The organism is Ligilactobacillus sp. LYQ139, assembly GCF_045033025.1.
GTDB lineage: Bacteria > Bacillota > Bacilli > Lactobacillales > Lactobacillaceae > Ligilactobacillus.
The window spans coordinates 118,124-137,977 of sequence record NZ_JBJFZW010000003.1; the positions used below are offsets into that span (position 1 = coordinate 118,124).

27 protein-coding genes are annotated in these 19,854 nt (G+C 40.7%); all 27 read left to right on the forward strand.

Features of this window, described 5'->3' with window-relative positions; genetic code table 11:
- Positions 1-5: 5 nt before the first annotated feature.
- The 27 genes from essC to ACI3E1_RS04150 all read left to right on the forward strand — a co-directional run bounded on the left by essC (position 6) and on the right by ACI3E1_RS04150 (position 19,844).
- Positions 6-4,172, forward strand: coding sequence for a type VII secretion protein EssC (gene essC, locus ACI3E1_RS04020; RefSeq protein WP_405024370.1), 4,167 nt, complete (start codon positions 6-8; stop codon positions 4,170-4,172).
- Positions 4,173-4,184: 12 nt separating this feature from the next.
- Positions 4,185-4,436 carry a TIGR04197 family type VII secretion effector gene (locus ACI3E1_RS04025; protein ID WP_405024371.1) on the forward strand — a complete coding sequence of 84 codons (252 nt, stop codon included), beginning with the start codon at positions 4,185-4,187 and terminating at the stop codon, positions 4,434-4,436.
- Between the two features lie 11 nt (positions 4,437-4,447).
- Complete coding sequence (locus ACI3E1_RS04030) at positions 4,448-5,569, forward strand: hypothetical protein (RefSeq protein WP_405024372.1); 1,122 nt, start codon at positions 4,448-4,450, stop codon at positions 5,567-5,569.
- A 6-nt stretch (positions 5,570-5,575) separates the two neighbouring features.
- Entirely contained in the window at positions 5,576-6,112 is a 537-nt protein-coding gene (locus tag ACI3E1_RS04035; RefSeq protein ID WP_405024373.1) for a hypothetical protein, read from the forward strand.
- 18 nt (positions 6,113-6,130) lie between these two features.
- Complete coding sequence (locus tag ACI3E1_RS04040; protein WP_405024374.1) at positions 6,131-6,433, forward strand: DUF4176 domain-containing protein; 303 nt, start codon at positions 6,131-6,133, stop codon at positions 6,431-6,433.
- A gap of 3 nt (positions 6,434-6,436) precedes the next feature.
- Entirely contained in the window at positions 6,437-6,778 is a 342-nt protein-coding gene (locus tag ACI3E1_RS04045) for a DUF4176 domain-containing protein (protein WP_405024375.1), read from the forward strand.
- Positions 6,778-7,146 (forward strand): hypothetical protein, encoded by a 369-nt coding sequence (locus tag ACI3E1_RS04050; protein WP_405024376.1) that lies wholly within the window; start codon positions 6,778-6,780, stop codon positions 7,144-7,146. The genes ACI3E1_RS04045 and ACI3E1_RS04050 overlap by 1 nt, the downstream gene beginning before the upstream one ends.
- 166 nt (positions 7,147-7,312) lie before the next feature.
- Positions 7,313-7,927, forward strand: a complete 615-nt coding sequence (locus tag ACI3E1_RS04055) for a hypothetical protein (RefSeq protein WP_405024377.1) — start codon at positions 7,313-7,315, stop codon at positions 7,925-7,927.
- A 3-nt stretch (positions 7,928-7,930) separates the two neighbouring features.
- Entirely contained in the window at positions 7,931-8,539 is a 609-nt protein-coding gene (locus ACI3E1_RS04060) for a hypothetical protein (RefSeq protein ID WP_405024378.1), read from the forward strand.
- 181 nt (positions 8,540-8,720) lie between these two features.
- Complete coding sequence (locus ACI3E1_RS04065) at positions 8,721-9,317, forward strand: hypothetical protein (protein ID WP_405024379.1); 597 nt, start codon at positions 8,721-8,723, stop codon at positions 9,315-9,317.
- Between the two features lie 185 nt (positions 9,318-9,502).
- On the forward strand, positions 9,503-9,784 hold the full coding sequence (locus ACI3E1_RS04070) for a hypothetical protein (protein WP_405024380.1): 282 nt from the start codon (positions 9,503-9,505) through the stop codon (positions 9,782-9,784).
- A gap of 350 nt (positions 9,785-10,134) precedes the next feature.
- Positions 10,135-10,659 (forward strand): hypothetical protein, encoded by a 525-nt coding sequence (locus ACI3E1_RS04075; RefSeq protein ID WP_405024381.1) that lies wholly within the window; start codon positions 10,135-10,137, stop codon positions 10,657-10,659.
- A 10-nt stretch (positions 10,660-10,669) separates the two neighbouring features.
- Positions 10,670-11,263, forward strand: coding sequence for a hypothetical protein (locus ACI3E1_RS04080; protein ID WP_405024382.1), 594 nt, complete (start codon positions 10,670-10,672; stop codon positions 11,261-11,263).
- 51 nt (positions 11,264-11,314) lie between these two features.
- Positions 11,315-11,677, forward strand: a complete 363-nt coding sequence (locus tag ACI3E1_RS04085; RefSeq protein WP_405024383.1) for a DUF4176 domain-containing protein — start codon at positions 11,315-11,317, stop codon at positions 11,675-11,677.
- A gap of 24 nt (positions 11,678-11,701) precedes the next feature.
- Entirely contained in the window at positions 11,702-12,910 is a 1,209-nt protein-coding gene (locus ACI3E1_RS04090; protein ID WP_405024384.1) for a T7SS effector LXG polymorphic toxin, read from the forward strand.
- A gap of 15 nt (positions 12,911-12,925) precedes the next feature.
- Positions 12,926-13,531 (forward strand): hypothetical protein, encoded by a 606-nt coding sequence (locus ACI3E1_RS04095; RefSeq protein ID WP_405024385.1) that lies wholly within the window; start codon positions 12,926-12,928, stop codon positions 13,529-13,531.
- Between the two features lie 39 nt (positions 13,532-13,570).
- Positions 13,571-14,167 carry a hypothetical protein gene (locus ACI3E1_RS04100; RefSeq protein ID WP_405024386.1) on the forward strand — a complete coding sequence of 199 codons (597 nt, stop codon included), beginning with the start codon at positions 13,571-13,573 and terminating at the stop codon, positions 14,165-14,167.
- Between the two features lie 158 nt (positions 14,168-14,325).
- Positions 14,326-15,027: a hypothetical protein gene (locus tag ACI3E1_RS04105; RefSeq protein WP_405024387.1), complete on the forward strand. Its 702-nt coding sequence runs from the start codon at positions 14,326-14,328 to the stop codon at positions 15,025-15,027.
- A 123-nt stretch (positions 15,028-15,150) separates the two neighbouring features.
- Positions 15,151-15,339, forward strand: a complete 189-nt coding sequence (locus ACI3E1_RS04110; RefSeq protein WP_405024388.1) for a hypothetical protein — start codon at positions 15,151-15,153, stop codon at positions 15,337-15,339.
- Positions 15,340-15,343: 4 nt separating this feature from the next.
- Positions 15,344-16,072, forward strand: a complete 729-nt coding sequence (locus ACI3E1_RS04115; RefSeq protein ID WP_405024389.1) for a hypothetical protein — start codon at positions 15,344-15,346, stop codon at positions 16,070-16,072.
- Positions 16,073-16,121: 49 nt separating this feature from the next.
- Complete coding sequence (locus tag ACI3E1_RS04120) at positions 16,122-16,547, forward strand: hypothetical protein (protein WP_405024390.1); 426 nt, start codon at positions 16,122-16,124, stop codon at positions 16,545-16,547.
- Between the two features lie 23 nt (positions 16,548-16,570).
- Positions 16,571-16,834, forward strand: a complete 264-nt coding sequence (locus ACI3E1_RS04125; protein ID WP_405024391.1) for a hypothetical protein — start codon at positions 16,571-16,573, stop codon at positions 16,832-16,834.
- A 96-nt stretch (positions 16,835-16,930) separates the two neighbouring features.
- A complete protein-coding gene (locus ACI3E1_RS04130; protein ID WP_405024392.1) occupies positions 16,931-17,191 on the forward strand; it encodes a DUF4176 domain-containing protein in 261 nt (86 codons plus the stop codon).
- A 294-nt stretch (positions 17,192-17,485) separates the two neighbouring features.
- On the forward strand, positions 17,486-17,863 hold the full coding sequence (locus tag ACI3E1_RS04135; protein WP_405024393.1) for a DUF1433 domain-containing protein: 378 nt from the start codon (positions 17,486-17,488) through the stop codon (positions 17,861-17,863).
- A 16-nt stretch (positions 17,864-17,879) separates the two neighbouring features.
- Positions 17,880-19,091: a lipase family protein gene (locus tag ACI3E1_RS04140; protein WP_405024394.1), complete on the forward strand. Its 1,212-nt coding sequence runs from the start codon at positions 17,880-17,882 to the stop codon at positions 19,089-19,091.
- On the forward strand, positions 19,088-19,396 hold the full coding sequence (locus ACI3E1_RS04145) for a hypothetical protein (protein ID WP_405024395.1): 309 nt from the start codon (positions 19,088-19,090) through the stop codon (positions 19,394-19,396). Before ACI3E1_RS04140 ends, ACI3E1_RS04145 begins: the two co-directional genes overlap by 4 nt.
- Before the next feature lie 52 nt (positions 19,397-19,448).
- Positions 19,449-19,844 (forward strand): DUF1433 domain-containing protein, encoded by a 396-nt coding sequence (locus ACI3E1_RS04150; RefSeq protein WP_405024396.1) that lies wholly within the window; start codon positions 19,449-19,451, stop codon positions 19,842-19,844.
- Positions 19,845-19,854 lie beyond the last annotated feature (10 nt).

A 19,854-nucleotide genomic window follows, 5' to 3' on the forward strand; every position in this document is an offset into this window, starting at 1 on the left:
GGCTGATGGACATCCGGGATTTTTTTACCACCACCCACATCATCATCGCAAACCGGCCGGGCGCCGACGTGCAGGTGGCCGATGAGGTCGAACTCCAACTAACTAAACCGACGGTGCAAGCGAACTGGACGCTACATATTCTGCGGGGTGATGTGGCAGTGAACTACTTTGTGCCCCAGGAACGGACGTTGCCGCTGGGGGCAGGAAGTGTTCTGCAGTTTGGGACCACGACACTCGTGGTGTACCCGGACGAGCTGCAGGTGCTGGCGGGTCAAATTAATAGTCGCTTGACCCGGATTAAGACGTCCCACCACGCCTTACCGGCGAACTTTCCGGAGTACCACCGGGCGCCGCGGTTAATTAAGCGGCCGCCGACCACCAAGATTACGGTGGACAACCCGCCGGCTCCGGTCACGAAGAATAACCAGGGGCTGTTACGGTCGGTGGTGCCGGCACTTGCCATGGTCGGTGTCAGCATCGTCATGGCGTTGATGCGGGCCAACGGGATGTTCATGTTGTTTTCGGTGGCGACTACCGGGGTAACGGTTATCTTCTCGATTGTGGACTACTTCCGGAACCGGAAGGATTATAAGAAAAAGCGCCGGGCCCGGAAGGCTAAGTACCTGGCGTACTATGACGGAATGGTGAAACAGATTTACGGGGCCCAACGCGCCCAGCGAGCCGCGTTGGAATACCACTACCCAGACCCGGCCACCGTTCACCAGATGGCGGTTAAGTACAGCCCGCGGATCTACGAGAAGCGGCCGCAGGACTTTGATTTTTTGACGTACCGGTTAGGCTTTGGAACCGTGGCGCCGTCCGCGCCCGTTGAACTAGGAAACAGCGGTACGTTGAATTTAGACGACGAGTTAACCGCCAAGGCGTACCAGCTGGTTCAACAGAGTCAGCACTTACCCCAGATGCCGATTACTACGGATCTGGTGCACGGCCCCGTGGGGTACGTGGGGCCCAAGAAGATTGTGGTGGAACAGCTGCAGTGGATGCTGACGCAGATTGCCACTTTCCATAGCTACCACGACGTGCGCTTCATCGTGGTCTTCAACGAAGAAGACTACGACCAGTGGGCCCCGTTGCGGTGGTTGCGGCAGCTCCGGATTCCGGAACTAAACATGTGGGGGCTGGTTTACAACCGGCAAAGCCGGGACCAACTCATGAACTTCCTGCACCAGGTAATGAAGGAACGGCAAAACGAAGTAAATACAACCGAAGAAGGCGAAAGTGCCCCGCTGTTTAGCCCGCGCTACGTGCTGGTCGTGGTGGATGAAGACCTCATCTTAGACCACGCCATCATGGAGTTCGTGGGTGATGAACCGGAGAAGTACGGGGTCAGCCTGGTCTACGTCAAGGACGTCCTCAGTCAGTTACCAGAAAACATTACGACCGTTGTGGACATGCGCGACCGCCAGACCGGGGAGTTGGTGATGGAACGGGGTGAACTGAAGCAGCAACGCTTCCACCTTGACCACCTCACCGCCGCCATGCGGGACCTCATTCCGCGCAAACTGGGCGGGCTGGAACACCAGGAAACCCTGCACAGTTCGGTGCCAGACCAGGTCACCTTCTTGGGCTTATACGGGGTGACAACCATTGACGAGTTACACATTCCGCAGCGGTGGCAGGAACACTCGCCGTATAAGTCACTCGCAGTGCCACTGGGAGTAAGTGGGCCGGACGAACAGGTCGCCTTAGACCTGCACGAACGGGCGCACGGGCCCCACGGGTTGATTGCCGGGACGACCGGGTCCGGGAAGTCCGAACTGATTCAGAGTTACATCCTGAGTCTGGCGGTCAACTTCCACCCGTACGACGTGGCCTTTTTGCTGATTGATTACAAGGGTGGGGGGATGGCCAACCTGTTCCGGGACCTCCCGCACCTGGTTGGCACCATTACCAACCTGGATAAGGCGCAGAGTATGCGGGCGTTGGAATCAATTAACGCTGAACTCCGCCACCGCCAGGAACTTTTCGCCAAGTACGACGTCAACCACATCAACCAGTACCAGAAGCTCTTTAAGGACGGAACGGCCACCGAGCCGATGCCGCACCTGTTCATGATTTCTGATGAATTCGCTGAACTCAAGGCCGAACAACCCGAGTTCATGGACGAACTGATTTCAACGGCCCGGATTGGGCGGTCCTTAGGGGTGCACCTGATCCTGGCAACGCAGAAGCCGGCCGGGGTGGTGAACGATCAGATCTGGTCAAACTCTAATTTCAAGATTTCGTTGAAGGTGTCGGATAAGGCCGATTCCCAAGAAGTCCTCCATACCCCGGATGCCGCGATGATCACGCAGCCCGGCCGGGCTTACCTGGAAGTGGGGAACAACGAACTGTACGAACTCTTCCAGAGTGCTTGGAGTGGGGCCGATTACCGGCCGGAACAGGCAGGCCGGCAGACCGAACAGTACGTCATCAAACGCTTGGATAAGATGGGCCAGCCGCACATCATCAGTAACGACCTGAGTGGCTTGGACCAGCAAAAAGATGTCAGCGCAGCGCCGACCCAGCTTGAAGCAGTGGTGGCCGATGTGGCCGCCACCTTTAAGGCGACGGGCGACGCCCCACTGAAGCAACCGTGGTTGCCACCGCTCCGGGAGCGGATCATGGTTGATGAACTCCGGGAGTTAGACCGGCAAGCCGCATGGCAACGGGATAAACAACCACTGACAGCAGTCATTGGGCAGGTTGATATTCCAAGTCAGCAAGCGCAACGTCTGCTGACCCTAAACCTGAGTGAAGACGGGAACGCCGCCATCTTTGCGGCGGGGGGCTACGGAAAGTCGACGCTGGTTCAAACGCTGGTGATGGAACTCGCTCGGAGTCATACGCCAGAGCAGTTGAACTTTTACCTGTTGGACTTTGGCACGAACGGGTTACTGCCATTGAAGGATTTACCACACGTTGCGGATACGATAACCTTGGGTGAAGATGAAAAAATCCGGAAGATGATCGTTCGGATTAACCGCCTGATTAAGGAACGGCAGGCGCTGTTGAGTGAAGCGGCGGTTGCTAACCTGGCCATGTACGAGGAGAAGACCAACCAGGTTATTCCGGACGTGGTCGTAATCGTGGATAACTTCGATAGTGTCGGTGAAATGAAGTTTGGGGAGCAATTCCTAAACGCCGTCACGAAGTTAGCCCGGGAAGGAAGTAGTATTGGGCTCCACCTGGTAACCACGGCTGCGACTGCACGGGCGCTGCATAACACACTGTTGAATAACATTAAGCAGCGGCTTATGTTACGGCAGAATAACCGGGACGACATTATTGAACTGTTAGGTGCCACGAAGATGCCGCTTGAAGACATTCCAGGGCGGGCACTAATTAAGACCGATACGGCCGTCCGGTCCTTCCAGGTGGCTCTCCCGGTTGATGGGGAAACCGACCTAGAAGTGGTTAACCACCTGCAAGAAGAGGTAGCCCAGATGAATAAGGATTGGATCGGCGCACGGCCAGAACCAATCCCAATGATGAAGGACCAGTTAACCGCCGATGAATTCTTCGACCGGAAAGATGTTCAGCAAGTGCTGGCAGCCGGCAAGTTACCATTGGGGTTGGACTACGAAGAAGTTAAGCCGGTGGTTTACGATCCGGACGAAGCGGGGAACTTGTTGTTAATTGGAAACATGAAGCGGAAATTCGCCCCATTAAAGCGGGCAATCTATTCCGCGCTTTCCCAACTTAAAGTTGAGACGAAGTTAATGATTGATTCTGACGGTTCTTTACCTGATGGTGATAATTACTTCTCAACGGTTGAGGATTTAAAGCAGGTTAAGGATACACTTTTTGAAACGGTGGAATACCGGCAGAAGAATCCAACTGATGGATGGATGATTGTCTACGTAACGGATATTCTGAAGTTTAAGGAGAAGAGTGGGCTAACTGACATGGAGTTGCAGACAGTAATCAAGCAAAGCATTGACGCGCATATTGCGGTAATTGCGGGAATTGATAATACTGACCTACGTGCTGATATTATGATGAGTAATTTGAGCAAACAGTACATGAATTCCCTGGTAATTACGATGCGGAAGCAGGATCAAACGGTGATTGATACATCGTACAGTCAGAACGAAGTTGAACCTGATGTTGGCGATGTATGGGTTGAGTTTGACAGGCAATTTGTAAAGACCAAGATTATTGATGATTAGGGGGCTATGATTATGGGGCAAATTCAAAGTGACCTTGGTGAGGCGCAAAGTGCTGCAAGTCAGATTGCAGGACAAATTCCGAGTGCACCATCCATTAAGAAGGATACTTTATCAAGTTATGGTGGAAATAATAGTGCACATGAGGCAATTACTGCCTATGAGAATGCAATTAAGAACTTGAGTGCAGGGCTGCAGAATGCAGGCCAAGCGATTGTGAAGGTTGCAAACGCATTCGAACAGACGGATCAAGAAACAGCACGTTAGGGGGTGTATCAATGGCATCAGGTGGAATCAAAGTTAAGTTGGGTTCAGTATCGTCACAAGCAAGTAGTACTAGTTCAGCTGTCTCGAAGTTGAACGACAAGTTTCGTGAGTTACGGAACACGGTTGATGATGTGACGGAGAGTAATGGACTTGAAGGAAAGGCCTATCGTTCGGCGCGAACATTTATTAAGTCGGTAATCAACCCTGCTATCACGGGGGTTATTACAGCCGGTGACCAGTTACGTGATGGGGTCAAGAAGTTGCATAGTGAGTACACTATGAGGGTTGATGACCGTAGTTGGAGTGTTAAGGAACTTAATGAAAAGATTCGCCATTATAAATCGGAGGGAAAAAAGTTAAATCAAGCGTTAGATAAAATGACTGGTCCAGGGGATGGCGCAGCTACAAATTCCCTTGAGATACAAATAAGCCAAAATTCATATTGCTTGGAAAAATATGAACGAATTAAAGAGCATTTAATTGAGTTCAGCGGAGAATCATCCAAATTTTTTAGTGGGATAAGTGGAATAATTGCAGACGTCAATGCCGCCGCTAGACAACTTCAGTCAAAAGATATTACCAACCCTGAATGTACTGTGATGAAAACTCCGAACAGTAAAAAACTATATTGGAGAAAAGATTTAGACAAACGTGTGCGTGATTATCATCGTAATGGTCTTTTAACTGATCATGATAAAGTTGGACATTGGATTGGTAAATTAGCAAAAGGAGCTTCAGGTGTTATTGGCTGGATTGGGAAAAAGTCTGCTCATCCCAGGAAATTTAAAAGATATTCGGAGCGTTTTGGTCATCTTGGGAAATGGTCTGGGAAATATGAAAAAATGGCTGGAATTATATCTGGATATAAGCAGGAGCGAGATTCCGGAAGAAGTGTAATAGGTGCGGCCATTAGGGAGGGAGCAAAACAGGTTGTTGATGATGGAGCAAATAAGGTAATTAAGGTAGCGGTTGATGGAGTTGTTGATGCAGGAATTACGGGTTTAGCATCGCTTAGTGACGTTTTTGATGGTCCTGTTGGTACAGCAGCTGGTGTTGCAGTTAGTTATGAGGCTAATAAATATATAGATTCATGGGTTGATAAGAAACTCAATCATGCAATAGATGGGAGATAATGAGATATGTATAAGGTTCGTTTCGTTAAATGGGGAGAGATTACACGGCGTGGTTCTAAGAAAAATGAACGTACGTTAGTGTCTTTTGATTTAAAAGAGCATAAGTTTGTGAAAAGAAAGAATAATTTTAAAGGGCAAAGGACTGAGGATGTTGTTGTTGCTGCGCTATTAGTAACATTTCTTTTAGGCTCGTTTGATCATATTTCCGATATTCCAATGCGTATCCATTGGCTAATAGGAGTAGTTGTAGGACTTATGGGAATATGTGCATTTCACTTTAAACATCAGAATAATCCTAATGATTTTGAAAATATTTCCTCTGAAAAAATCGTGAAGGATGCTAATAAAACTTTGATTAGAGCAATAGGATTGCTTGTTGCTATCGATGTGTTAATAATTGCTCTTTATTTTTTAAAAAAATGTTTGGGTACGTGTCTATTGGTTTATTTTGCCATTTTTATAACGGCTGTGTTTGTTCTGACATATATTGAAATGGGATATGTTTGGATAAAATATGTGCGACCTCATAAGTATAAAATTTAATAAGGGGTGAGAATTTTGTTGCCAATTGGAACAATAGTAAAAACGCGATTCTCGAAGGATAATAGTTTATTAATAATTGCTTCAATAATGCCTGTGAGCACAAAGAAAAATAAAGAGGGCTACTATGATTATGGAGCGTTTCTTTATCCCGAGGGGAGAATAGACGAAAATATGGCTTTTTTTAATCATGAGGATATAACCGAAATTGTCTATAAAGGCTTTGATAATGAGGATCAAAAAGAGTTTGATGAGTTTATTAAGCATAGCCTTGATAAAGGCGAGATTCCGTTTAAACGTTTAAAGACGTTCGAGGAGGGATAATGAATGTTATCTGTTGGGAGTGTAGTGAGTCTAAAAGAAGATGTAAAAGTGAAGGTAATGGTTATAGGATACGTCCCAATATATTCTAAGAATGGACGGCGTGGTTATTTTGATTATTGTGGTTGTATTTTCCCTGAGGGAATAGGTAATGACGGTACGATTCCATTCAATAACGAAGATGTTGCAAATGTATTGTTTAAAGGATATAAATCACCGGAATTTAATAATTTCTCGGAATTAGTAAAAAAACAAGTAAAAACATTGCAGTTGCCTAGGTTATCGATGGTGTCTCATGATACTGAAGATCCTGTTAAAAAGCTACTCAAAGAACGGGGAATGGCCTAATGGCGAAAGAAGATATTTCTAGTTTAAGAAGGCAGTTGCATAAACTGGAAGACAAAAAAGAAGAATTACTAACTGACATTAAGAAGCTGCATAAGAATACTGATATTTTACGGTCAGTTTCGGAAGAGAATGCTCGTTTTCAGAAAGAAATGTTAGACGATTTAGGAAAGAGCAAGTATCGGTATGTGCTTGCTGATTCTGTTGAACGTTCACGTCAAGCCGGACGGGTAGGCGTGCAGCAATTAGAGGACTTAGCAGAAGAATATAATGAGAAGTTAACCAAACTGGATGATGAGTATGCTGAGTTACAGGAGCAGTACAAGAAGGCAAAAGCTGAGAAAGACGATAAGAAGGAAAATGAGAAATAATTAGCCCCAAATCTCAAGTGTTGCGCTTGAGATTTGGGGTTATGTTTGAAAATATCAATTGAGTTTTTGTTAAATCAAGTGAGGCGCACAGTTTGTTACTTTGCCTATTAATTTAAAGGATTGTATTGTTGCCGTGTTTTTATAATGAAAAGAGGTGGCGTAGCTAGTGAATCGGACTGCGTATGTTAAAGTTGACGGTCACCTGCGGGGCATAATTACCTTGGGTTCGGAAGAACGGTTTGTGTTTGTAAGTGGAGGAAACATCTTATTTATATTGTTTCCGTTCTTACAATGGATTTTTCCGATTTCCTGCTGGCGTGATGATGATTTAGCAGAAGAGATTGACCAGAATTCAGGAAACAAGCGCACACTTTGGGAAACACTAGTGATAGGAATTTTTGGTGGGGCATTAGCTAAGTTAATCCCAACAGACGACAATATTCGCCTGCCGCTCCATCTTCCAGTTTTTGTTTGGGCAATTTTAATGGCTATTTGCGTGGTTGATGTAATTAAGTTTATTACACGAGTCCCGCGGAGTGGGAAGGTTTATCAGGTTCGCATTCATCCTCAAAAATATGGAATTATTCAGGGATTGCGGGGGTTAGCTGTGTATTTAATTTTCATGTTTCTTGTTATGATTTGTTTTTCAACGTTGATAAAGTACTTGTTTCCAGTGATGTTGTTATGTCTATTGGCATACTTGGCGGAGTATATTTTCCTATTTGGCTTAATGGATGTCCATGACTGTCAGATTGAGTTTATTGAGAAAAAGGAACGTTAGGTAATGGATTTAGCAATGAAGCAAAAGGTATACATAAAAGGAAATAAAAATTTTCTAGGGACGATTACTCTCGAATCAGGCGAACGTTTCAATTTTATTGGCGGCCAGCGTTTTCTGTATTTAATGCTTCCCTTTTTACAGTGGGTGATGCCGATTTACTGCTGGAAAGAAAGCGATGATGTTAACCAGGACAGTAATATTATCTGGCCATTAGTACTCCTACTTGTATGTTTAGGGCCATTGACTAGAAATTGGGGTGCAGGGTTCCCGTCACCATTTTATATTCCACCTGTATTAAGTTTGGGAATTGCACTTGCTGTGGGAATAGTGTTTATCAAGTATATGACGCTTAAGTTTAAGATGCCACAAAACGTTACTTTATATAAAATACAAATTCATTTGGGGATAACGGGAGTGGTCATATTATTACTTGATTTATTGTTTTTGCTTATCGAAGTAGGAGCTATGTGGTTAACGTTTGCTATGCCATATGACTTCAGTGGTCCGTATTTATTAGTACTATTTACGTCGTTCTATTTTTATTTAAATAATATAGCAGCACTTAACCTTAGAAAGTGTTCCGTTGAATTTCTGGAGAAAGTTGAAAATTAATTACCTTTATCGGAATCAAGATAGTATAGAAAAAGGACATCGTGAATTTGAACGGGGAATGAATAAGGGCGATAAGATTATCAAACATGCGGTAGATAAGTTGCCCGAAAACTCGATGCCGGGGCCTAATGGTTATTCAACAACGCCTAGTTTTTAGTAGATTAATTTAAAAGGAGAAGAAATGAGACAAAAAGCATACGTAAAGGGAAATAAAAATTTCCTAGGAACGATTACTCTCGAGTCTGGAGAGCAATTTAATTTCGTTAGTGGCCAGCGTTTTTTGTATTTAATGTTTCCATTTCTTCAATGGGTAATGCCGGTCTACTGTTGGAAGAAAAGTGATGATGTTAACCAGGATATTAATTTTAATATACCACTAGCAATTTTAATTGTATGTTTGATCCCACTAACTAGAAATTGGGGTGTTGGATTCCCAATACCATTTCATATTCCTCTGGTCTTGAGCTTTGGAATTTCAATTACTGTTGGGATTATGTTTGTGGAATATTTGGAACGTAAGTTTAAAATTCCACGAAATGTTACTTTGTATAAAATACGGATTCATCCAGGAATAGTAGGGATATGCGTATTATTAGTTAATATGGTCGCTTCACTCCCTGAAGTAGTGGCCATCTGGGCAACATTGACTATGCCGTGTGATTTATTGGGCCCATACATGTTGTTAGTATGTATGCCGTTCTATTCTTGTATGGGCAACATACTGGCATTGGGTTTACGGAAGTGTTCTGTCGAATTTCTAGAGAAAGTCGAAAATTAATTGACTTTATCGGAATCAAGATAGTATAGAAAAAGAACATCGTGAAATTAAGCGGGGAATGAATAAGGGTGATAAGATTATCGAACATGCGCATGTTGATAAGTTACCTGAAAACTATATACCGGGCCTAACTGGTGCTCAATAACATCTAGCTTTTAGCGGGACATTCTAATATGGGAGAAAAAATGAGACAGAAAGCATATATAAAGGGAAATAAAAGTTTTTTGGGAACAATTACTTTAGAATCGGGGGCGCGCTTCAATTTTATTGGTGGTCAGCGTTTCTTGTATTTAATGTTCCCATTTCTTCAGTGGGTAATGCCTGTTTATTGCTGGAAAGAAAGTGATGATGTTAATCAGAATAGCAATATCAGTTGGCCATCAGTTGTTTTACTTATATGTTTAATACCTTTAACTAGAAATTGGGGGGTAGGTTTTCCCTTACCATTTTATATTCCCCCATATTAAGTTTTAGTATAGCGATTATTATTGGAATTATATTTATTAAATATATGTCACATAAATTTATGGTTCCACAAAATACCACCTTATATAAGGTGCAGATTCATCCAGGTAAAAGAGGAGCCTTTGTGTTATTAGTTACTATATTAGTTTCACTTCCTGAGATAATAGCTATATGGGCAATACTGACAATGCCAAGTGATTTTATTGGGCCGTACATGCTGTTCGTATGTATACCGCTATTTTCTTATGCAGGGAATTTATCGGCACTTAGTCTTCGGGAATGTTCCGTTGAATTTCTGGAGAAAGTTGAAAATTAATTACCTTTATCGAAATCAGGATTGAGAGGCGTAATTATGAAACGTCAAGCAGATGTCCGATGTGATAGCAAATTGCATGGACAAATCAAGCTTCAATCCGGAGAAATATTTCTTTTCTTTGGTGGTGAAAATTTATTATTCATATTATTCCCCATTTTACAATGGTTCATGCCAATCTATTGCTGGCGGCCGGACAGCATTGGAGAATATATCAGCAAACCGTTAATCACCAAGCGGATGCAGGTGATGTTGGTATCCATTGTGGCATTAACGTTTTTGCTAACGCGGGTTCTCTCGGGATGGGCAAAGGTTCCGTCTAAAGGCGAGGTTTATAAAGTTCGAATATATCCTCCTGTTAGAAGAATTTTACGGGTTGCTGGATGGTTATTTTTTTACATTGGTTCTGCAATATTTGGAGTGCTTATATTTTTAAAAAATATGTCGAACAGCGCAATGTATATTTTATTAGGAATTGTTTTATTTGTATGTTTTCCAATTGCATTATCGCAACTTTTATTAGATCCACACGATTGCAAGATTAAGTTTGTAGGGAAACGGTGATTTTTAAACAATGAAACGAAATGCGTACGTTAAAATTGATGGGAATCTGCGTGGAATAATTACGTTAGGTTCAGGCGAAAAGTTTGTGTTCTTAGGGGGAGAAAGACTGCTGTTCATTCTTTTTCCTTTCTTACAGTGGATTATGCCAATCTATTGTTGGAAAAGCGGTGATGATGTTGTTACTGTTGAAACTTGGGAAAAATATCATGCGCCGATTGGGACTGTAATATTGTTAGCAGTGCTTTTCCCAATAACTGGTAATGCGTATCTTCCAGTAAAAATCCCGGCATTCATTTTAATTTTAATGTTAATAATCCTTAGTATTATTGTTGTGAAATTTATTATGAGAGGGTTAAGAGTGCCAAGTAATTGTAAGCTGTATAAGGTACGACTTTATCCACGAAAGCAAGGACTTAGGAACGCATTTCTAGGATTAGTATTATACATTTTATTGGGCGGAGGAGCGTTGATACTTATTCCATATGCCGAGAATGATATTGTCCCAATGCTTTTAATTGCACTTATCGAACCAAGTGTAGTGTATTGCTTATTATTTGCGTTTACTAATTTGGGAAATTGTGTTGTTAGATTCATTAATAAATAGAAATTACAAGGCGGCCTACACCGCCTCTTTGTGTAATAGGAGGTTAACCAGATGTTATTACCATTAGGAACAGTTTTGTACTTAAAAGATGGCACGGTAAAGGTAGTTGTAATTAACCGGGCAATTGTTTTCGAAGTTGATGGTGAACAACAGCTTTTTGAGTATGAGGGATGCCGTTTCCCAGAAGGTTCGAACGGTGACGATGGCCGGTTCTATTTCAATAACAGTGATATTGAAAAGGTTGTTTATAAGGGTTACGAAGACGAAGAAGAACAGCGCTTCCAGCAAGTTTACGCCGATTTACTTAAAGAAAAGAAGATTAAGTTAGCTGATGTTGATCAATTGCAAAAGCGTGTCGAGAAGCAACAGGCTAGTCATGAAACGAAGGCAGAACAGGACCTGTTTGGGGAATAGTAGTGATGATGGGGGAATAGGATTATGGGAAAACGGTTTGACCTAGGGGCTTCACAAGCGCAGGCAAGTAGCTGCCAGCAGGCGTGTACAGAATTAGGAAACAATATTCAACAAATTAGTGCGACAGTTGCCCAGGCCGCTTCAAGCGATATAAGTGGAATGGGAGGTACTCACGTTAAAGATTACGCCGAAGCCGTAGTGGTTCCAATGTTACAGGCAGCGGTAATGCTGTCAGAGGCAGTTAAGCAGGGAACGACTCAGTTACCGCAGCAATACATCGCTAAGGTGGATTCTAAGAGTCACAGTGAAGATGAACTGCAGGAAGAAGTTGCGAGTGCCAAAGGCGAAATTTCAATGATTGATGATATGCAAAAAGCACTCAATAAGATTGATAAGTCGGCGGGGGACAAATTTGCAGACGCTACTAAGGGAGTACGAACAGATGCGCAAGCGCGCCTGCAAAAGGCAGAACAAATTCTCCAGCATTTCCGGAATTATGACGGGGAATCAGGCGCCCTTTTTGGTGATATAGATAAATTAAGTGCTGCTTTTGATCAGGGAACACACGTTATGCAGTCGGTGACTGTTGTGAATGGTGTGTTTGGGATTCCGGTTGATTTGGAATGGGCAGAATACATTTCTGATAGATGGTCAGAGTTCGCTTATAACGTGATCAAAAATCGTAGTGAGGTAGAAGATAAGTTAGATGATGCGGCTAGTCTCTTCGCAGCATTTGGAAAAGATGTTGTGAAGAAGGGGAAAGTTTTTCATGCACGGGAATTGTATCGGGTAGCTGATAAAGTGGGCAAAGGTGCTGATATATTTCAGTATATTACATCGGCATTTGATTTCCGCCGTAACTTCAAGAAAACGCGTGACTTTGGTGTTTCACTTATGAAGGATTTTGGAGGTGTGGGGGTTAGTGCTGTGACAGCTAAGCTTTTATCAGGGCTTTCAGATCCAGTTGGTGCGTTTATTAGTATTGGATTAGGCGAAGTATATAATATGGCATATAAACATTACCCGCCATTTAGGCATACGATGAACAATATAGGCCACGCAGTTGATGTTTTAGGAAAGGAAATAGAAGCCGAGCCAAAAGAGTCTAAAAAAGAGTTACACGAAGAACGCCAAGTTACTAATCGGATGAGCCCTAAATTAGACAGTGGGACTGCGCACGATATAAAAGAAGAACGACAGATAAATAATGATATGGTAAGGGGATTTAACTAGGACGGAGGTAGTCTGTTGAAACAAAAGGCATACGTTGAAGGCAACAAATACTTTTTAGGAAAGATTACTCTCGAATCAGGGGAACGATATAACTTTATTAGTAGCCAACGTTTCTTGTTTCTGGTTTTCCCGTTTTTACAGTGGTTCATGCCGATTTATTGCTGGAAGACAGCCGACGATGTGAATCAAAATAGTACTATTAAGTGGCCGCTTAATGTATTAGTTATCTTTACTTGTTGGGCTTATTTAAAGGGACAGGGAGACACATCTTTATCATTTAGAATTCCTCCTATACTAAGCATTACAGCTATAACCCTTTTTGGAATACTTTTTATGAAGTATTTGTCACATAAGTATCAGGTTCCACGGGGGGTTACTTTATATAAAGTTCGGCTTTATCCAAGTAAAGAAGCATTATCTGCATTACCGGCTTTTATGATAGCTGTTCTGTTAGAGGTTGCTGCGTTGGCATTTACAATAACAATGCCTAGTGATCTTGCTGGCCCGTATTTATTAGTTACAGCTACAGTGGCTTTTTTCTATGTAAGTCATTTTACGGTAATGAGGCTTCAGCATTGTCAAGTTGAGTTTCTTGATAATGAAGAATCTGCGGGAAGATAAAAATAATCGTCACTGGAACTAATAGAAAAGGAAAAAACATTGAAACAAAACGCATACGTGGAAGGAAATAAATATTTCTTGGGAAAGATTACCCTCGAATCAGGAGAAAAGTATAACTTTATTAGCAGTCAACGTTTCTTGTTTCTGGTTTTCCCGTTTTTACAGTGGTTCATGCCAATTTATTGTTGGAAGACAGTCGATGATGTTAATCAGCAAAGTGATATTAGTTGGCCACTCTACGTTTGGCTAGTTCTCGCAATAATCGGGTACTTATGGAGTAGAAATGGCAATGCAGTTATATTCCATATTCCGCCAGTGATTAGTATTGCATTTAGCATAGTATTCGGGATTCTTTTTGTGAAATATGGGTCACATAAATATACGGTTCCGCAGGGTGTCACCCTGTATCGAGTTCGGCTTTATTCGGGGAAAGATCTTCTCCGAATATTACCGGGACTTTTTATGATGAGCGCATTAGAGGTTTTAGGACTCTGGCTTACATTTGACATGCCGAATAACTTAGTTGGGCCGTATTTTTTGTTACAAGTCACTCCAATTCTTTTTTGGCTTAACAGTACGTTTACGTTGAATTTAAAGAATTGTCAGGTTGAATTTTTGGATGAGATTCAGAATTAATGGAGGAGAGCGTTGTGAAAAAAGGGCATATTACATTAGATGTTAGCCGTGGGCGGGGTACCCTTGAAGGAATGAAGAATTGGTGGAATTGCAGGAAGTACGCTTGCAGTTGAAGGAACATCGTGGATAACTGATCGAGATTTAGGAGAATAATTAAGATGAAAGATATAGAACGGCTATCTAGAAGATATACATTGTTGTCGTTTTTAAATGTATACGGTATATATGTTTTAATCGCAGTGTCTAGTATATTATTTGCTAAATACGGATTTGTTCCCCAAATTCCGGGGATAAGTATTGACATTCAATTCTTAATTGATGGTTTTGTAATTGTATCAGCCGGAATGATGATACTTAATTTTACAGACTATAAAAATATTATTTTATCTTGTATTAGTTTAGTAGTGTTCGTGGTATCACTGGTAGCATTAGCTGGTCTCTTACTTACAACAGCTTTAAATTATCATTCTGTAGTAGTATTTGTAATATTTTTTTTACTTGTCATGGGGTTTGACATTGTTATTGTAGCTATTAACGGCGTTGAGTGTAATTTAACAGCCAATGTATGGTTAATAATACTACTATGTTTAATTTTTGGAACGGTAACTGTCTGTTACTTTATGTTACATGTAGGAATATGCTATATGGGTTTATGCGTTTTATGTGAATTGTTATCAATCATTCATTTACACGAATATGTATCGAAGGTTTATAACGAAATTTATCAAGATTTATCGAATAGTTCGCTTAAATTATCGATTGTAATTTGTATTGTTTTAGAAGAAATACCAACCTTATGGGTGGAATTAATTTGGTTACCATTTATGAGCATTCCAATGATAAAAGAAAGATTTGGTTAGTAATGTTATTTAAGGAATAGTAAGCGCTGGCAAAAATAGACTTGGGTTCTTCCATTACCAGGCAGAGACTTGTGGAAACCAAAGCAAAACGTTGAATTATCGTCGCCGTTAATCAAGGGGGTGGTGAAATCAGCAACACTGATAGCTTTAGAAGTCGAGTCAACAAAATTAGCATGGGAGCAAGTTGAACCTGAAAGTAATAATTTTGATTATGCAATGAAACGTGTGGGAAAGGAATCAACATTAGAAAAGCTTAGTACAATTGCTGTTGAAACAACATCGTGGATTACTGATCGTGATATAGGAGAATAGTATTATGGGAAAGTTAAGTAGGGTAAATGATGAGAAAGAAAAACGGTGTGCGTATATATCGCTAATGTTGGGATATGTACTTGATATGTTGATGGGTATCATAATCATAACTTGCCTTAAAAACAATGTTATTTTACTTATTCCTAATGTTAGCATTGGTTTTCAATATATAGCGTATTTAGTGATAGTTATTGCTCTAGGATTTTTATTAGCACACGTTGTTGATTTAAAAAGTGTTTTTTTGACTGTTTGTACGTCTGTAATCTATTTTATTGTTACGATTATAATACTTAATTTATTATTTTCTTGTTTATTACAAGCTTATTTGAGTAAGGATATTATAATATTCATTGCTTTAATTTTATCTTACGTAACTTTTGAGGCAGTAATGTTTACAGCATATTTTTTCTTTGACATGGGTAATAGAATAAAGAAATTAGTGTTGGCCGTAGTCTTTATGGTGATGAGTGTTGCATTTTACCAAATTACTTTAAAGGGGGGGGCATATTATTGTTTAGTTCTTGTAATTCTTGAATTGTTATCACTTATATATATGGAATGGTGTTTTGATTTAATTAAGAATAATGTTTGTGATTATTTCGAATACGTTGATACAGAGGACTTGTCGGCGCAAATATGCACTGTTTGTTTACAAACAATGCACAATGCCAATTTTATGTTGTTCTTTTTGCCAGGCATGTGGTTAAAATTTTTTCGAAGGAGTTTTGAATAAGTTTAGCAGGTAGTAGTAATGTTGCTTTGGAATTTAGGGGAATAAAAACATGGATGGATTTGATAAAGTAGCAAACACGCCTAGCAAATATTATGCGTTTTTATCGTTTGTTTTGGGCTATATCATGAATATAATTGTTCTAGTTTTGTATCTATTTCTTATCAATATCAATAAAGATTTATTTTTGAATTCTAATATTGGATTTCAATTTATAGGTTGTTTAGTTTTAACTGCAGTAGCGGGCTATTTTATGAGCGATTATCCCGGAGCTTGTTCTATTTTCCGAAGTTTTATCGCAGGAGCAGCTTATCAGCTTGGAATATACTGGCTTTATGGCTTTATAATAGCGGATTTACTGATATATAACTCTGGGAGAACTATTTCATTGCTCATAGTAGTACCTTTGGTGTATATGACTTTCGGGATAGTAATGATTACTCTTTTTACGTTAATGCTAAAAAGAAAAACATTTTAATTGCAATAATAGTTTATATTCTGATGGCGACATTAGTTCAATTTGTATTAAAAATGCCGTTAACTGATATTGGGGTTAGCATACTTGCCGAATTATTTAGTCTTCCGTACTTAAAGGATATCTTATCGACAGCAGAAGTAAATGTCCGTAAATATCTGAAACGGGCGCGGAAGAAGGGCTTAGCTGTTAAAATATGTGGTATTATTTGCGAATTAAGCGATACTGAGTTTATTATGCCTTTTATGCCATTTATGATTTTGAAAAGGTTTAGAAAAGATTTAGTATAATAAATCATAAATACAATATCCACATTGAATTATTCACGATATTTTATTTACTTTGTATTCAAAGGTGCTTTATATGGAGCGCATTGGAGAAGTTAAATGAATATATATCCTTTAGGAACCATAGTTCGAATCAAAAATATACTGTTAATGATTGTTAGTTGGAATGTTGTTGATGATGAGCAATATTTCGAGTATGGGGGTGTTATATACCCTAAAAGTTTGGGTTCAGATGTAATGTTGCACTGCTTTAATGCAGCGGATATTGACGAAGTGGAAGGATTAATTAAAAAATATCGGGAAAAGCAAAACAATGGTGATAAAAATTTGTTGACCCCAAATTTTAGACTTTATGTCTAAGATTTGGGGTTATGTTAGAGAGATATTAGTTACACTCTACTCCGAAAACCATTGTTGGGCTTCGGAGCTAACGGATTTTAGGTGTTGCGTTTGCTGTTGCACGTGGTTGACACTAATGAAAAGAAAGGGATTGGGAAATTCATTTGGTCGATAACCCCCCTTATCAATGAGCGGAAACGATTTTTCAGCACCGTTGCGAAAAGGAGTATTTTGGGCTAAATAAACAAACTGAGAATTTATTAATTCAGTTAAAACAGGAGTACACCAGCGAGAAACAAAGGGTGGAAGAGCGAGATGGAAAAGGAAAAGAGGATTAAATGGATAACCTTGTTGCTTGTTATCGGCATATTAATTATTGGGGGCGGAATTATTATGCATCACGAAGAAAAAGTAAAGCAGCACGAAGAGTTGGTTAGTCTGGTGAAGGAAGAAACACCAAAGATTAAGCGCTATGTTCATAAACAAGATGAACGACATGCGATTAAGACGATTACGATTGAGTATCAAGAGACGCACGTAACACCAATGGATTTTATTGAAATTGAGGGATATGTAAACGGGAATAAGAAATTAGGATTTGAAGTAGACGCTGATACAGAAACAGAAGGAGAAAGGTTACACATAGGTGGTTTTTCTTGTTCTACTAAAATGGGAAAGTTAATTGGGTTTTAGGTAAGGATGGGTATTAATGGATTATTGGAAGAAGTATTCAGATTACGATAACCAACAATTAGCAAACTTGACATATAAAAATTATGATTGTGGGCCGCATAAAGTTGCAGGACATAAGCTTTATATTAAGTCAGTAATAAAGCAACCCGACGGTGTTAAAGCCTATGTTGTTGTCCCTAAAAGCGAAGCGCATCTTTCTCCAAGTCATGTCCATCATGTTGCGGTGATTTACCGGGGATCTAATAGTCCAGCAGATCTCAGCGGTAATGGACCAGCCGATTGGACTAACGACCTTATTGGAGCAGGTAATCAGTTGGTAGGAATTAAAAGTCAACCAGAAGGTTTTCATGATGCAGCCAGTATTTTGAATAAGGAAATGGCACGCTATAGTCATGCTAAGTTTGTCGTAACTGGGCATTCGTATGGTGGAAGTTCCGCCTATGTTGCTAGTTGTCGTGTAAAACGTAGGTATCTAAAACGGATTGAAAACGTGCGGTGCTATGAGTCGCCTAATATGATGAATACGTTAACCAAAACAGAGCTTGAAAATGCCCATATTTTGAGTAACCGGACATATACGTATATTGATACTAAAGACGTAGTGGGAATGGGTTATGCCTTGTATCCTCATACAGGCCATCTGATGGAAATTATTAGTCCTAACAAATATAAGGGGCTAAAGGGTGAACACATGTGGGGTGGCTACTTTTTTCACCATGGGAATCTGAAGTATTGTAAGGAAGTATCACGGCTTCCCTTATTTTCCGGTTCTGGAGTGGCTGAAGATGCGTTTTTGTTAATTGAATCAATGCAAGTTGGCGGTAGTCCATCTGGGATTAATAAAAGCGCTGCGGAACTAACTGCTTCCATGGAGACTGCTGTAGAGGAGGCCACTATGTTAGTTAAAGGATTAGAGAAGTCGTTGCCGGCACAGTATAAGAATGCTAAATCTTCAGCTCAAGTGGCAGCACCCGATTTATCCGAAAGTGAAATCACCGGTACCTTTCATGATGTTGGTTATACCTATCACCGGTACGTTACTGAACCATGTCGGAAGTTAAAGCGACGAATAGAGGAATTAAATAACGTTGCAGAACTGGTGGCGGGATATACACAAGGACTAAGTGGCGCAGCGGATAATATCAATACTACAGATCAAAGCAATGCTAATCGAATGTCAACAATATCGAGTGTAACGCAATTATTTAATGTTGGAGGAACAAAATGAGTGTATGGAGCACAATTGAAAAGGATTATGATGACATCAAATCGGATTTCTCTGAAGTTGGCGATAAGTTAAAAGATGCTAAAAAAACAGTTGAGAAGGAAGCGGTTAAGGGAATAGCCGAAGCAGCTAAGGCGGTAACTAACGCTGAGATTAAAACTGCAATGACGAATATGAAGACAATTGAAAGTAATCTTAATAGTAAACTGACAGGTATCGCGAACGACTTGGAAACGGTGTTGTTTGGTCAGGCTGGAAAAGTAGCAGCGAGAAAATTGCCTGAAATCACTAAAAACTTAAATAAATAATTTGGCTAATATTATAAGAATAAACATAGGAGATAAGAAACAGGAAATCAAAATGAAGAAGAAAATTAATTGGAACACGATAACAGTGACAGTGTTAGTAGTCTTAGGGTTGGTGTTAGGGATAAAAATTACCAGGGGGATTATTGTGCAGCACGAAGAAAAAATTAAACAGCATGAAGAGTTAGTTAGTCTTGTGAAGGAAGAAACGCCGAAGATTAAACGGTATGTTCACAAACAGGATCAGCGAAACGCGATTAAGACGATTACGATTGAGTATCAGAAAACACATATGACGCCAATGTATGAAATAGAAATTGAAGGATATATAAATAATGATAAAAAATTAGGATTTGAGGTAGATGCAGATACAGAAACAGAAGGGGTGAAACTATCTTTAGATGGTTTCGGTTGTTCTATGAAGATGCAAAAACTAATAGGTTTTGAATAAAGGTGGATAT